The sequence below is a fragment of the Pseudomonas sp. PA-6-3C genome, from assembly GCF_021605825.1.
GTDB classification, from domain to species: Bacteria; Pseudomonadota; Gammaproteobacteria; order Pseudomonadales; family Pseudomonadaceae; genus Aquipseudomonas; species Aquipseudomonas edaphica.
This window is the reverse complement of the sequence record NZ_WKDV01000077.1, coordinates 1-13,946: the sequence shown is the minus strand read 5'-3', so window position 1 is coordinate 13,946 and position 13,946 is coordinate 1. Positions and strand designations below refer to the sequence as shown.

Sequence of the window (13,946 nt, the reverse complement as noted above, 5' to 3'; positions counted from 1 at the left end):
ATGTGAAAAAGAGCCCGCCACCAACCCGGTTGGGGCCGAGTGGGCTGTCGGGGCGAGCAGGCTTGTCCTGCGTTGGGCCGCGAAGCGGCCCCAAACCCAGACACTGAGTTCTTTCAGGAAAATTGCAGTGCCTTTACTGGGGCCGCTTCGCGGCCCAACGCAGGACAAGCCTGCTCGCCACAGGAGAAATCGGCTGCCTTCAGAAGTTGTGTAGATACCTATGCTCATCGCGGGCAAGCCCGGCTCCCACATTGGAATGCATTCCCCTGTGGGAGCGGGCTTGCCCGCGATAGCGATCTTACAGGCGCAGCAGGGTCTTCCAGGCCCGGTTCTGATACACCGCAATCGCCTGATGCATGCGCGCATCCAGCGATTCATCGGTGATCGGCTGGTTGGCCAGCAGCGCCAACTTGTTCAGTTCGCCGTACAAACGGTCCAGTTCCGGGATGTCCACCACGTTACGTGCGTGGTGCAGCCAGGCCTGGATGCGCTCGATGCGCGGCAGTTGCTCGGCCAGGTCTTCCGGTTGCTGCTGATAGCGCGGCAGTTGCAGGGCGACGGCGTCGTCAGCCAGCAGGCGTGGCAGCCAGTTGGTGATTTGCGCGGCGCCCTGGCGGTTGCCACGCACATTGCGGTCGGTGGTCCAGGCGCGGGCCAGCAGCCAGCGCGAGGTGTTCAGCGAGAACAGGCCCCAGCGCACGTCTTCGAGTTCTTCGGCGAACTGTTCCGGCGCGGCTTTGCGGATGTCTTCATCGTCATCGCCAGCCTGTACCAGTGGGCGCCAGTCTTCCAGCAGTGCGTCCAGTGCACTGCGCAGTTCGCTGGTGGATTGACGCGGCGCGGCCTGGCCGAGGCTGCCGACCAGGGCGCGCAGTTCACCGAGGTTGTCGACCCAGTCCTGCAGCAGACGCCAATGACCGTTGAAACGGTATTGCTCAGCCAGACGCTGGCTGCTGCCCAACAGGTGCCACATGATTGCGGCGAAGGCGTCGTCCAACGGCATTTCGGCGTGGATCTGCGGGGCCGGCAGGCTCAGCGAGTAGCTGCTGGCGTCGTACAGGCGGTAGCCGCGCTCGGCCTTGCTGATATCGCACGGCATCAGCGCCAGGGTCGCGGCCAGTTCGGCGGCCAGTTCCAGCAGGGCAGCCGGTTCGCCTTCGCGCAGTTCCAGTTCCAGCTCGCAGATTTCTTCTTTCTGCTTGCCGACCACCACATGGCCCAGGTCCAGGGCGGCTTCGATCACCACCTTGGCCTTGCCACGGCCCCAGGCGATTTCGGCGCGCTCACGCACGAAATCGGTGGTGAAGATTGGCTTGAGGGTCTTTTTGTCCAGCTCGGCCAATTGCTCGGGCCAGCACTCGCCGTCGAGTTTCTTCACATCGAGCTTGGCTTTGGGCAGGTCCCAGTTGTATTCATTGCGTTCCGACAAGCCGGCGACGCTTTGGCCGCGGGTCTTGAGGGTCTGGATGATGTCGTCACCGTCCTTGCGCAGGCGCAGGGCGACTTTGGCCTGGGCCAGGTCGCGCTCGGGGGTGTCGAAGTACTGGTTCATCAACTCACGGCGTTCCCAGCCACTTTTGTTGCGTTTTTTCAGTAGCGGGTGCTCACGTAGCGCGGCGAGGGTTTCGCGGCTGACGCGGAGCTTGATTTCGGTTTCTTTCTGCATGGCCGGAAAATCCAGGATCGGGAGCGCAGCCGGGGAAATGTGTGGCTGCCAAGGTCGTGCAGTGTACAGGACTGAGCCCGGCAACGTGCCGCAACGGTTTATTGTGTCGTGCAGATGGTTCTATAGTGAGGCTCATCCGGGAAGTTGAGAGGCTGCGCATGCCGTTACCGTCCATGAAAGAGCAATTCGCCGCGCTGATTGCCGCGCCGTCGGTCAGTTGCACCCAAGCGTCTCTCGACCAGACCAACCGCCCGGTCATCGACCTGCTCGCCAGTTGGCTGGGTGACCTGGGTTTTGCCATCGACATCCAGCAGGTCAGCCCCGGCAAGTTCAACCTGCTCGCCAGTTTCGGCAGTGGCCCCGGCGGGCTGGTGCTGGCCGGGCATAGCGATACCGTGCCGTATGACGCCGCGCTGTGGAAGACCGATCCGCTCAAGCTGACGGAAGTCGACGGCCGCTGGGTAGGTTTGGGCAGCTGCGACATGAAGGGCTTTTTTGCCCTGGCCATCGAAGCCGTGCTGCCATTGCTGGACCAACCTTTTAAACAACCGCTGCTGATCCTCGCCACCTGCGATGAAGAAAGCTCGATGTCCGGTGCTCGCGCACTGGCCGAAGCCGGGCGCCCGTTGGGCCGTGCGGCGGTGATTGGTGAGCCGACGGGGCTCAAGCCGATCCGCCTGCACAAAGGCGTGATGATGGAGCGCATCGACATTCTGGGCCAAAGCGGCCATTCGTCGGACCCAAGCCTTGGCCATAGCGCCCTTGAAGCCATGCACGACGCCATCGGCGAACTGCGCGGCCTGCGCCTGGCCTGGCAGCGTGAGTACCGCAACCCGCAATTCAGCGTGCCGCAACCGACCATGAACTTTGGTTGTATCCACGGCGGCGACAACCCCAACCGCATCTGCGGCCAATGCTCGCTGGAATTCGACCTGCGGCCGTTGCCAGGCATGGACCCGCAGGTGCTGCGCGCTGCCATCCGCCAGAAGCTCGAACCCTTGGCCGAGCGCCATAAAGTCAAGATTGACTACGCACCGCTGTTCCCAGAAGTGCCGCCGTTCGAGCAGGCCGAAGACGCCGAGCTGGTAAGGGTGGCGGAACGATTGACCGGTCATCGTGCCGAAGCAGTAGCGTTCGGCACCGAAGCGCCTTATCTTCAGCGCCTTGGTTGTGAAACCCTGGTGCTTGGCCCCGGCGATATCGCCTGCGCCCACCAGCCGGGCGAATACCTCGAAATGTCACGCTTGACGCCTACAGTGCGTCTATTGCGGGAACTGATCGAGCATTACTGCCTGAAACCTGCATAAATTAACCCCTGCCTATTCGTACATAGAAGGAGAGCGAGCGTGTCGCCAAGCCTGTTCCGACGATAACCATCAGCCCGCTGTGCGCTTTCACGATTCATCCTTTTTTGGCTGCTTTTTATTACAGGCCCAGGTTTTATGCCCGAATACGTCAATTGGCTTCGTCACGCTTCGCCTTACATCAACGCCCACCGCGACTGCACCTTTGTGGTCATGCTGCCCGGCGATGGCGTGGATCACCCTAACTTCGGCAATATCGTCCACGACCTGGTGCTGCTCCACAGCCTGGGTGTGCGGCTGGTGCTGGTGCACGGTTCGCGCCCGCAGATTGAAACCCGCCTTGAAGCACGCGGCCTCACCCCGGCTTACCACGAAGGTTTGCGCATCACTGATGCGGCGACCCTGGAATGTGTGATCGACGCGGTCGGGCATCTGCGCATTGCTATCGAGGCGCGGCTGTCCATGGACATGGCCTCGTCGCCGATGCAGGGCTCGCGCTTGCGCGTGGCCAGCGGCAATCTGGTAACAGCACGCCCGATCGGTGTACTCGAAGGCGTGGACTACCACCACACCGGCGAAGTGCGTCGGGTCGACCGCAAAGGCATCAATCGCCTGCTGGACGAGCGGTCCATCGTGCTGCTGTCGCCATTGGGTTATTCGCCCACCGGCGAGATCTTCAACCTGGCCTGCGAAGACGTCGCCACCCGCGCCGCCATCGACCTGGGCGCCGACAAGCTGCTGCTGTTTGGCGCCGACCTTGGTTTGCTCGATGAGCATGGTCGCCTGGTGCGTGAGTTGCGCCCGCAACAAGTGCCGGCGCACCTTCAGCGGCTGGGTAACAACTATCAGGCTGAGTTGCTGGATGCCGCCGCCGAGGCTTGCCGTGGCGGAGTAGGGCGCAGCCATATCGTCAGTTATGCCGAAGACGGCGCGTTGCTCACCGAGCTGTTCACCCGCGACGGTGGCGGCACGTTGGTGGCCCAGGAGCAATTCGAACTGGTGCGTGAAGCGGCGATTGAAGACGTCGGTGGCTTGCTCGACCTGATCAGCCCGCTGGAAGAGCAGGGCATTCTGGTGCGGCGTTCGCGTGAGGTGTTGGAGCGTGAGATCGAGCAGTTCAGCGTGGTCGAGCGCGAAGGCATGATCATCGCTTGTGCGGCGTTGTATCAGATCGCCGATTCGGATGCCGGTGAGCTGGCGTGCCTGGCAGTGAACCCGGAGTACCGTCACGGCGCACGCGGTGATGTATTGCTGGAGCGCATCGAGACCCGCGCGCGGGCCCAGGGTTTGAAGACTTTGTTTGTCCTCACCACGCGCACCGCCCACTGGTTCCGCGAGCGCGGGTTTGTGCCGAGCAGCGTGGACCGCCTGCCGTCGGCACGGGCCTCGCTGTACAACTATCAGCGTAATTCGAAGATTTTCGAGAAGGCGCTGTAAGCCCGTTCTTTCGGCCCAATACAGAGCTGGCTCATGTGGGAGCTGGCTTGCCTGCGATGCAGGCGACTCGGTTTTTCAGATAAACCGAGGTGATGCCATCGCAGGCAAGCCAGCTCCCACAGGGGACTGCATTTATTCTTTGATGAATTTATCGGTCACAAAGGCCGAGTAATCCGGCAGCACCGTTTCGACCTTCCCCTGTTCCTTCAAAAACTTCGCCGTCTCCCCAATCGCCTTCGCGGTGCCGCCTTTAAGCAGTGCCTCGGTCTGCTGTGCCTGGGCATCCGGGAAGGTGGTGCCGGCCAACAGTTCAGGAATATCGGCGGCATTCGCACCTGTCAATTTGGCGATTTTTTGCACAGGTTCGGAATCGACGGTCCAGCGGTCTTTATGGGCCGCATAGTCAGCAAACGAATCCAGCGTGACCTTGGCAAACTTGGCCACTACGTCAGGATGTTTTTGCGCGAAATCCTTGCGCGCCACCCACACTTCGAACGTCGGCGCGCCCCACTGACCTACCTGGGCCGCGTCGGTCAGGGTTTTTCCGGTCTTGCGGATCTCCCCCAGCGCCGGTGACCACACGAACGCGCCGTCAATATCGCCACGTTTCCACGCGGCGGCGATTTCTGCCGGTTGCAGGTTCACCACTTTGACTTTTTGAGTGTCCAGGCCCCAGTGCTTCAGCGCACCGAGCAGGCTGTAATGGGAGGTCGAGACGAACGGGGTGGCGATGGTTTTACCCACCAGGTCTGCGGGTTTGTCGATGCCACTACCGTTGCGTACCACCAGGGCTTCAGAAGTGTTGATCTGCGCCGATACGATAAACGCCACGATCGGTAGATTACGTGACGCCGCTGCTGCAAGGGGGCTGGAACCGAGATTGCCGATTTGCACATCGCCGGAGGCGATAGCGGTGACCACTTCAGGGCCGCTGTTGAAACGGCGCCAGGCGATGTTCTCGCCGATGGCCTTTTCATAGAGGCCGTCAGCCTGGGGGACTTTGCTGGGGTCGATGCCGGTTTGATAGCCGATGGTCAAATCGGCGGCTTTGACACCAAAAGAAAGTATTAGTGACACAAAAACTGTAACAAATTGACGGGAGGATGTGCGTTTGGCCATGATGGCGTCGCCTTTTTGATCGTGGGTGACGTATGCAACAGTACGATCACACTAATCGATCTAAAAAAAGGCTGGTAAATACCCTTTAGGAATTAGCTTATGGAGCGGTTGATCTATGCTGATCGACTCACTGCCTGCTGAGGCTTATTCCTGAATCGTATGAAAAAGAATGAAACAATTCTTTTTGGGTGTATGAAAAACTCATTACCCTGCAGGGACCAAATCAACTGCGGTTAGACGAAGGTAGTAGACACACAAGGTTACGATTGACTTGGTAGTCACTATCTGGCGCTAATCGCGCATCTGTGGATCGAGGGCGTCAGACCCGAGACCAAAGAAATACAAAAATTAGAAATGAGAGGAGCGGTACATGAAGAAGTCCACCTTGGCGTTGGCTGTGACCCTGGGCGCAATCGCTCAGCAAGCAGGCGCTGCCGGTTTTATCGAAGACAGTAAGGCCACACTGGGCCTGCGTAACTTCTACATCAACACGGATAACCGTGATGGTGCTGCGGACCCGTCCAGGAACGAAGAATGGGGCCAAGGCTTCGATCTGCGGTTCATTTCGGGCTATACCCAAGGCACGGTTCAGTTCGGCGTTGACGCAATCGGCCTGTACGGCGTGCGCCTCGATTCTGGCCGCGGCACCAGCGGTAACATCACCGGTACTTCGTCCGGCGGTACTGTGTTCCCAAGCGACGGCAATCGCGCGGTCAACGATTTCGCCAGCCTCGGTGTGACCGGTAAGGTGAAGATCTCCCAAACCGAACTGAAACTGGGTACGTTGCAGCCTAAGCTGCCAGTTATCGTGACCAACGATGGTCGTATGCTGCCGCAAACCTTCCAGGGTGGCCAGATCACTACCAACGACATCAAGGATTTGACCCTGGTTGCCGGTCAGATTGAGCATGCCAAAGGCCGTAACTCCAGCAACAACGAAGGTTTGTCGCTGGGTGGTGCCAACGGTGGCTCGAACTACACCGCAGGCAAGTTCGTCAACAAGTTCTACTATGCCGGTGGTGACTACAAGCTCACCAAAGATCTGACCGCACAGTACTACTACGGCAACCTGGAAGACTTCTACAAGCAGCACTTCCTGGGTCTGACCCATAACTGGTCGATCGGCCCGGGCGTATTGAAGTCTGACCTGCGTTATTTCAACAGTTCTGACGACGGCCTGAACGGTAATACGGCTGCCTACTACACCAGCGGTAACTACAACGGTTTCCGTGCCGGTAAGGGTAAAGTCGACAACAACCTGTACAGCGGACTTTTCCTGTACTCCGTGGCCGGCCACACCTTTGGTGGCGGTTACCAAGTCAGCAATGGCAGCAGCGACTTCCCTTGGCTGAACCAAGGTGACGGCTCGTCGGCTTACATCACTACCGACATGCAGATCCAGAAGTTCGCCCGTGCTGGCGAGCGTACCTGGCAAGCTCGTTACGCTTATGACTTCGCCAAGGTTGGCGTACCTGGCCTGACGGCTGGCGTTGTGTACCTCAAAGGTAGCAACATCGACACCATCGCGAACACTAACGCACGTACTGAAACCACTGGCCAGTCCGAGTGGGAACGCGACATCACCGTTGCCTACGTGATTCCAGAAGGCCCGCTGAAAAACCTCGGCGTGGCCTGGAAAAACGCGATGTGGCGTACCGACCTGGCGAACACCCGTTCCCAGGACGAAAACCGTCTGATCGTCAGCTACTCGCTGCCACTGTTCTAGTAGTGTGAAGCTGTTGTAAGACTGTAAACCTTGCCCGGCGCAACGCCGGGCAAGGTGTCTTGCTTTTCAAGTCGGGCTCAACCCCCGCAAGCCCTTCCTGAAACCCCTCTTTGTACAGCGTCTCAAGGCCTTCTCGAACCTTGTGATGGATGTTGATCCTCGCCCGTTCCCAAGTCCAATGAACAGATTTTTAATATTCCTTTATCGTCTAGATAAATCGATATTTATTCTTTTTAAATAATTCCTAACCCATGCACAGTGGGCTCCATAAGCACTCACCAGGAGCCACACCATGAGCCTAAGACTGGGCGACATCGCCCCCGACTTTGAACAGGATTCCAGCGCCGGCAAGATTCGTTTCCACGAATGGCTGGGCGATAGCTGGGGCGTGTTGTTTTCCCATCCCGCGGACTTCACTCCGGTGTGCACCACGGAGCTGGGCTTTACCGCCAAGCTCAAGGACGAATTCGCGCAGCGTGGCGTCAAGGCCATTGCCCTGTCGGTCGACCCGGTGGACTCGCACCACAAGTGGATCGAAGACATCAACGAAACCCAGAACACCGTCGTCAACTTCCCGATCCTGGCCGATGCCGATCGCAAGGTGTCGGACCTCTACGACCTGATCCACCCGAATGCCAGTGACACGCTCACCGTGCGTTCCTTGTTCGTGATCGACCCGAACAAGAAGATTCGCCTGACCATCACTTACCCGGCCAGCACCGGCCGTAACTTCCACGAAATCCTGCGGGTCATCGACTCGTTGCAGCTGACCGACAACCACAAGGTCGCCACGCCCGCCAACTGGCAGGACGGCGATGAAGTGGTGATTGTGCCGTCGCTCAAGGACGAGGAAGAGATCAAGCAGCGCTTTCCGAAGGGCTACCGTGCGGTGAAGCCGTACTTGCGGCTAACCCCGCAGCCTAACCGTTAACGCAGAACTAAATGTGGGAGCGGGCTTGCTCGCGAAAGCGGTGTGTCATTCAAAGATGCATCAACTGAAAGTCAGCATTCGCGAGCAAGCCCGCTCCCACATTTGTCGGTATTTCCAGTCTCACATAGCAGGGGTTTTCAGGCCGTTTCGACGGCCTTTTTTTTCGCCTTGAGATTAATCGACGGCATATGCATTTATAGAATAAACAAATGAAAAAATAAGATTTAAAGATATATAAATATGCTGATAGGGTCTGTTCCATCTTGGCGACATCGCCACCCAGCGAACCGCCGACACTTGCTCAAGGAATACCTGCATGCTGGTCGTAACACTTGGAGGCAGCCCCAGCCAGCGTTCGCGCTCCGGGGTCTTGCTGGAAAAAACCCGTCAGTGGCTGCAAGACAAAGGCGTGGAAGTGGTGAGTTATCAGATACGGGACTTCCCCGCCGAAGACTTGCTGCACGCCCGCTTCGACAGCCCCAAAGTCATCGATCTGTTGCAGCAAATCGCCAATGCCGACGGCCTGGCCATCGCCACGCCGGTGTACAAGGCCTCGTTTTCCGGCGCGCTGAAAACCGTACTCGACCTGCTGCCCGAGCGCGCCCTGGCCCACAAGATCGTGTTGCCAATGGCCACCGGCGGCAGCATCGCCCACATGCTGGCGGTGGACTACGCCTTGAAGCCGGTGCTCTCGGCCCTCAAGGCCCAGGAACTGCTCCACGGCATCTTTGCCGAAGACAGCCAGATCGCTTACGCCGAAGGCAGTGCCCAGGCGCAACTGGTGCCGGTGCTTGAGCAGCGACTGCACGAGGCCCTCGAGACGCTGTATGGCGCCATGGCCCGTCGCCCCAAACCGCTGGACCCCAATGTGTTGAATGAACGTTTGTTGAGTGCTCGCTGGAGCATTTAAGCCGTACCGGATTTTGTAGTACTCACCTTACTCAGCCGCCAACGGCCAAGCAGGTGCAGCCAACCCCCTCATCGCATTATTTGGAGAGAGCGCCATGCGCACTGTCATCTTGCGTCGTGGTCTGGTCGCACTGTTTGCTGCGGCTGTGTCCTTCGGCGCCATTGTTCAAGCCCAGGCCGCCGAGACGTTGCGGATCGGTTATCAGAAGTACGGCACGCTGGTGCTGCTCAAAGCCAAGGGCTCGCTGGAAAAACGCCTGGCCGCCCAGGGCGTGCAAGTGCAATGGACCGAATTCCCCGGTGGCCCGCAGTTGCTCGAAGGCCTGAACGTCGGTGCGATCGACTTTGGTGTCACCGGCGAAACGCCGCCCGTGTTCGCCCAGGCGGCGGGTGCAGATTTGCTCTACGTCGCCTATGAGCCACCCGCGCCGACCAGTGAAGCGATCCTGGTGCCCAAGGATTCGACGATCAAATCGGTGGCCGAGCTCAAAGGCAAGAAAATCGTGCTCAACAAAGGCTCCAACGTGCATTACCTGTTGGTACGTGCCCTGGAAGATGCCGGCCTCAAATACACCGACGTGCACACCATCTTCCTGCCACCCGCCGATGCCCGCGCCGCGTTCGAGCGTGGCAGCGTCGATGCCTGGGTGATCTGGGACCCGTACCAGGCAGCCGCCGAGAAACAACTGCAAGCGCGCACCCTGCGTGACGGCACCGGCATTGCCGACAACCACCAGTTCTACCTGGCCACCAAGCCCTACGCCACGCAGCACCCGGACGTGATCAAGGCGCTGGTGGAAGAAGTGCGCGCAGTGGGCGAATGGTCCAAGGCCAACCCTCAGGAAGTAACCGAACAAGTCGCGCCACTGCTCGGCTTGCCGGCGGACATCACCCTGACCTCGGTCAAGCGCCAAGGCTACGGCGCGCTGTTCCTGACCCCGGAAGTGGTCGCCGCCCAGCAGAAAATCGCCGACACCTTCTACCAGCTCAAATTGATCCCCAAACCCTTGAGCATCAAGGACGTGATCTGGACTCCATCCGCCGCCGTCGCCACAGCGCCGTAATCCGACTTCTTCAGGAGACAACTCCATGAGCCTCAATATTTTCTGGTTCCTGCCTACCCACGGCGACGGCCATTACCTTGGCACCGCCGAAGGCGCCCGCGCCGTCGATCACGGTTATCTGCAGCAAGTGGCCCAGGCGGCTGACCGCCTGGGGTTCGGCGGGGTGCTGATTCCTACCGGCCGCTCCTGTGAAGACTCGTGGCTGGTCGCCGCCTCGCTGATCCCGGTAACCCAGCGACTGAAATTCCTTGTCGCGCTGCGCCCCGGCATCATCTCCCCGACGGTGGCGGCGCGTCAGGCCGCGACCCTGGACCGTTTGTCCGGCGGGCGGGCTTTGTTCAACCTGGTCACCGGCGGTGATCCGGAAGAGCTGGCTGGCGATGGCTTGTTCCTCAGCCACGAAGAGCGCTACCAGGCCTCGGTGGAATTCACCCGCATCTGGCGCCGTGTGCTGGAAGGCGAAACCGTGGATTACGACGGCGAACACATCAGTGTCAAAGGCGCCAAATTGCTTTACCCGCCGATCCAGCAGCCACGTCCGCCGCTGTACTTCGGTGGCTCGTCTGAAGCCGCCCAGGACCTGGCAGCCGAACAGGTGGAAATGGTGTTGACCTGGGGCGAACCACCGGCCGCCGTCGCGGAAAAGATCGAGCAGGTGCGGGCCAAGGCAGCAAAACTTGGGCGCACCGTGCGCTTCGGTATTCGCCTGCATGTCATCGTGCGCGAAACCAACGATGAAGCGTGGAAAGCCGCCGACAAACTGATTTCCCATCTGGATGACGAAACCATCGCCCGCGCCCAGGCATCCCTGGCGCGTTTCGACTCGGTTGGCCAGCAGCGTATGGCCGCTTTGCACGGTGGCAACCGCGACAACCTCGAAGTCAGCCCCAACCTGTGGGCCGGTGTCGGCCTGGTGCGCGGCGGTGCCGGCACCGCACTGGTGGGTGACGGCCCAACCGTTGCGGCGCGGGTCAAGGAATACGCCGCGCTGGGCATCGACACTTTTATCTTCTCCGGTTACCCACACCTGGAAGAGTCGTATCGGGTTGCCGAGCTGTTGTTCCCGCACCTGGATATCGAGCGTCCCGAGCTGCCAAAAAGCGCCGGTTACGTCAGCCCGTTCGGCGAAATGGTCGCCAACGACATTCTTCCCAAAGCTGCGTCGCAGAGCTGAGGCGCCATTATGGATTTTGAAAAATTAAGTCATCGTGTTGCGCCCTGGGTGCTGCCGATTTTACTGCTGGCGGTGTGGCAGTTGTCGGTATCCGCTGGCTGGTTGTCGACACGGATTTTGCCGGCACCCAGCGCGGTAATCGAAGCGGGCGTCAACCTGGTACGCAGCGGTGAGATCTGGACGCACCTGGCCATCAGCGGCTGGCGTGCGGGCCTGGGCTTCGTGATCGGTGGCAGCATCGGTTTGGCCCTGGGCTTTATCACTGGCCTGTCGAAGTGGGGCGAGCGCCTGCTGGACAGCTCGGTGCAGATGATCCGCAACGTGCCGCACCTGGCGCTGATTCCGCTGGTGATTTTGTGGTTCGGCATTGACGAGACCGCGAAGATTTTCCTGGTCGCCCTCGGCACGCTGTTCCCGATTTACCTGAATACCTACCACGGCATCCGCAACGTCGACCCGGCGCTGGTGGAGATGTCGCGCAGCTACGGTTTGTCCGGTTTCAGCCTGTTCTGGCAAGTGATCCTGCCGGGCGCGTTGCCTTCGATTCTGGTGGGCGTGCGCTTCGCCCTGGGCTTTATGTGGCTGACGCTGATCGTGGCGGAAACCATCTCGGCCAGTTCCGGCATCGGTTACCTGGCGATGAACGCCCGCGAATTCCTGCAAACCGACGTGGTGGTACTGGCGATTGTGCTCTACGCCATCCTCGGCAAACTCGCCGACCTCGCGGCGCGTGGCCTGGAACGTGTGTGGCTGCGCTGGCATCCGGCTTACCAAGTGAATAAAGGAGGTGCGGCATGACCGCTCAACAACCTCCGCGCCTGCTCAAGGGCATCCCGCTGGCGGTGCGCAAATTGCGCAAGGCCTTTGGTGCGCGGGAAGTACTCAAAGAGATTGATCTGCACATTCCGGCCGGTCAGTTCGTGGCCGTGGTCGGCCGCAGCGGCTGCGGCAAAAGTACCTTGCTGCGTCTGCTCGCAGGCCTCGATAAAGCCAGTGGCGGCGAGCTGTTGGCCGGCTCCGCGCCGTTGAGCGAGGCGATTGAAGACACGCGGTTGATGTTCCAGGAAGCGCGTTTGCTGCCGTGGAAAAAAATCATCGACAACGTGGGCCTGGGCCTTAAAGGCAACTGGCGTCCCAAGGCATTGGAAGCGTTGGAGGCAGTGGGTTTGGCCGAGCGCGCCAATGAGTGGCCGGCGGCCTTGTCCGGTGGCCAGAAGCAACGCGTGGCCCTGGCTCGCGCGTTGATTCACCAGCCGCGCCTGTTGCTGCTCGATGAGCCGTTGGGGGCGCTGGACGCCCTGACCCGCATCGAGATGCAGCAACTGATCGAAAATCTTTGGCAGAAGCACGGCTTCACCGTGTTGCTGGTCACCCATGATGTCAGCGAAGCCGTGGCGATTGCTGACCGCGTGATTCTGATTGAAGACGGCGAAATCGGCCTCGACCTGATCGTCGACCTGCCACGCCCGCGTGCCCGTGGCTCACATCGCCTGGCCGCGCTGGAAGCTGAAGTGCTTAACCGGGTGCTGTCGCTGCCAGGCTCACCGCCGGAACCTGAACCTGTTTCACCGCTGCCTACGCAATTGCGTTGGGCTCAATAACGCATAGAGGAAAACCATCATGACTATCAAAGCCATCAACGTACGTAACCAGTTCAAAGGCACCATCAAGGAAATCGTCGAAGGCGACGTGCTGTCGGAAATCGACGTGCAGACCGCGTCCGGCATCGTGACTTCGGTGATCACGACTCGCTCGGTCAAAGAGCTGGAACTGGTGATTGGCAGCGAAGTGATTGCCTTTGTGAAGTCCACCGAGGTGTCGATCGCCAAGTTGTGATCACTCCACTGATCGTTCCCACGCTCTGCGTGGTAATGCATCCCGTGACGCTCTGCGTCACCGCAATGCAGGCGGGACGCGGAGCGTCCCAGGCGGCATTCCCACGCAGAGCGTGGGAACGATCAGCGCTTGGGCAAATACGCCGGCAAATAAAGCCCCACATACGCATCAAACACCCGCATCCCTTCTTCGGCCATGCGCGGCGTAATCTGCCCATGCTGATGCACCGAGCGCGCGTACACGCGGTCGCTCAACTCCAGCGCCAACGCGAACACGTCCACGTCGGTGGGCAAGGTCGGCACTTCGAAGTGGCGGTTGAACACGTCAAGCATTAAATCCCCCAGCTCCAAATCATGCTGACGGTCCGCCTGGGTCACTTCGGCAAGCCCGTGCTGCGCCAGGATCAACTGGCGTGCGGCCGCGTCGTTGCTGTAGATGCTGAGCATGCGTTGCTCGACGATAGAGGACAGGTCGCGCCACACCTTGAGTGAATCATGCTCGATGGGGGCCTGGATCGCCGCGCGGAAAGCGGCATGGACATCGGCGGTCAATGCCTCCAGCAGCGCCGGCACGCTGGCGAAAAAGTGATACACCGACGACGGTGGGATCTGCGCCCGCTCGGCCCCGCCGCTGCCTCCTACCACAACTTCCGAGCCCACGAGACGAGTCATAGGATCTCGTATGCCGTCTTTTGCTTGAAAAAAAAAAACACCAGCATCAGAACAACTGCCTGTCTACCAGTAGATTCGCAATTCAGCATCCATCAGTCGTCCTCTGTTA

Annotated in this window: 13 protein-coding genes; 10 read left to right on the top strand and 3 right to left on the bottom strand. The window is 59.8% G+C overall.

The genetic code is table 11. The features are described 5' to 3' along the window. Positions 1–298: 298 nt before the first annotated feature. Positions 299–1,666: a CYTH domain-containing protein gene (locus tag GIW48_RS29140; RefSeq protein ID WP_170036760.1), complete on the bottom strand. Its 1,368-nt coding sequence runs from the start codon at positions 1,664–1,666 to the stop codon at positions 299–301. Between the two features lie 158 nt (positions 1,667–1,824). Between GIW48_RS29140 and argE the strand changes: the two genes are divergently transcribed. After that, on the top strand, positions 1,825–2,973 hold the full coding sequence (argE, locus tag GIW48_RS29135) for an acetylornithine deacetylase (RefSeq protein WP_200430496.1): 1,149 nt from the start codon (positions 1,825–1,827) through the stop codon (positions 2,971–2,973). 135 nt (positions 2,974–3,108) lie between these two features. After that, positions 3,109–4,407, top strand: coding sequence for an amino-acid N-acetyltransferase (argA, locus tag GIW48_RS29130; protein ID WP_017139545.1), 1,299 nt, complete (start codon positions 3,109–3,111; stop codon positions 4,405–4,407). A 132-nt stretch (positions 4,408–4,539) separates the two neighbouring features. Here the strand turns inward: argA and tauA are convergent, their stop codons facing one another. Next, the gene (tauA, locus tag GIW48_RS29125; protein ID WP_169987991.1) at positions 4,540–5,526 is read right to left on the bottom strand and encodes a taurine ABC transporter substrate-binding protein; all 987 of its coding nucleotides are present in this window, start codon (positions 5,524–5,526) and stop codon (positions 4,540–4,542) included. 370 nt (positions 5,527–5,896) lie between these two features. On the opposite strand from tauA, the gene GIW48_RS29120 reads away from it, so the two are divergent. The 8 genes from GIW48_RS29120 (at position 5,897) to GIW48_RS29085 (ending at position 13,166) form a co-directional block, all read left to right on the top strand. After that, positions 5,897–7,252, top strand: coding sequence for an OprD family porin (locus GIW48_RS29120; protein ID WP_017139543.1), 1,356 nt, complete (start codon positions 5,897–5,899; stop codon positions 7,250–7,252). Between the two features lie 292 nt (positions 7,253–7,544). Continuing rightward, on the top strand, positions 7,545–8,183 hold the full coding sequence (locus tag GIW48_RS29115; protein WP_017139542.1) for a peroxiredoxin: 639 nt from the start codon (positions 7,545–7,547) through the stop codon (positions 8,181–8,183). 316 nt (positions 8,184–8,499) lie between these two features. After that, the gene (gene ssuE / locus GIW48_RS29110) at positions 8,500–9,093 is read left to right on the top strand and encodes an NADPH-dependent FMN reductase (RefSeq protein ID WP_170036764.1); all 594 of its coding nucleotides are present in this window, start codon (positions 8,500–8,502) and stop codon (positions 9,091–9,093) included. 94 nt (positions 9,094–9,187) lie between these two features. After that, complete coding sequence (locus tag GIW48_RS29105; RefSeq protein ID WP_138454184.1) at positions 9,188–10,156, top strand: sulfonate ABC transporter substrate-binding protein; 969 nt, start codon at positions 9,188–9,190, stop codon at positions 10,154–10,156. Positions 10,157–10,181: 25 nt separating this feature from the next. Further along, positions 10,182–11,330, top strand: a complete 1,149-nt coding sequence (ssuD, locus tag GIW48_RS29100) for an FMNH2-dependent alkanesulfonate monooxygenase (RefSeq protein ID WP_017139539.1) — start codon at positions 10,182–10,184, stop codon at positions 11,328–11,330. A 9-nt stretch (positions 11,331–11,339) separates the two neighbouring features. Next, positions 11,340–12,128 (top strand): aliphatic sulfonate ABC transporter permease SsuC, encoded by a 789-nt coding sequence (gene ssuC / locus GIW48_RS29095; RefSeq protein ID WP_017139538.1) that lies wholly within the window; start codon positions 11,340–11,342, stop codon positions 12,126–12,128. Further along, positions 12,125–12,931 (top strand): aliphatic sulfonates ABC transporter ATP-binding protein, encoded by an 807-nt coding sequence (gene ssuB / locus GIW48_RS29090; protein ID WP_017139537.1) that lies wholly within the window; start codon positions 12,125–12,127, stop codon positions 12,929–12,931. The genes ssuC and ssuB overlap by 4 nt, the downstream gene beginning before the upstream one ends. A gap of 19 nt (positions 12,932–12,950) precedes the next feature. After that, entirely contained in the window at positions 12,951–13,166 is a 216-nt protein-coding gene (locus GIW48_RS29085; RefSeq protein WP_003213899.1) for a TOBE domain-containing protein, read from the top strand. Between the two features lie 122 nt (positions 13,167–13,288). Here the strand turns inward: GIW48_RS29085 and GIW48_RS29080 are convergent, their stop codons facing one another. After that, positions 13,289–13,849, bottom strand: a complete 561-nt coding sequence (locus tag GIW48_RS29080; RefSeq protein WP_442963559.1) for a TetR/AcrR family transcriptional regulator — start codon at positions 13,847–13,849, stop codon at positions 13,289–13,291. Between the last annotated feature and the right edge of the window lie 97 nt (positions 13,850–13,946).

Bases quoted from the DNA above. Each gene is read 5' to 3' on its own strand.
- GIW48_RS29085 (WP_003213899.1), top strand. From the start codon at position 12,951: ATGACTATCAAAGCCATCAACGTACGTAACCAGTTCAAAGGCACCATC.
- tauA (WP_169987991.1), bottom strand. From the start codon at position 5,526: ATGGCCAAACGCACATCCTCCCGTCAATTTGTTACAGTTTTTGTGTCA.
- ssuC (WP_017139538.1), top strand. From the start codon at position 11,340: ATGGATTTTGAAAAATTAAGTCATCGTGTTGCGCCCTGGGTGCTGCCG.
- GIW48_RS29140 (WP_170036760.1), bottom strand. From the start codon at position 1,666: ATGCAGAAAGAAACCGAAATCAAGCTCCGCGTCAGCCGCGAAACCCTC.
- GIW48_RS29120 (WP_017139543.1), top strand. From the start codon at position 5,897: ATGAAGAAGTCCACCTTGGCGTTGGCTGTGACCCTGGGCGCAATCGCT.
- argA (WP_017139545.1), top strand. From the start codon at position 3,109: ATGCCCGAATACGTCAATTGGCTTCGTCACGCTTCGCCTTACATCAAC.
- ssuD (WP_017139539.1), top strand. From the start codon at position 10,182: ATGAGCCTCAATATTTTCTGGTTCCTGCCTACCCACGGCGACGGCCAT.
- ssuB (WP_017139537.1), top strand. From the start codon at position 12,125: ATGACCGCTCAACAACCTCCGCGCCTGCTCAAGGGCATCCCGCTGGCG.
- GIW48_RS29115 (WP_017139542.1), top strand. From the start codon at position 7,545: ATGAGCCTAAGACTGGGCGACATCGCCCCCGACTTTGAACAGGATTCC.
- argE (WP_200430496.1), top strand. From the start codon at position 1,825: ATGCCGTTACCGTCCATGAAAGAGCAATTCGCCGCGCTGATTGCCGCG.
- ssuE (WP_170036764.1), top strand. From the start codon at position 8,500: ATGCTGGTCGTAACACTTGGAGGCAGCCCCAGCCAGCGTTCGCGCTCC.
- GIW48_RS29105 (WP_138454184.1), top strand. From the start codon at position 9,188: ATGCGCACTGTCATCTTGCGTCGTGGTCTGGTCGCACTGTTTGCTGCG.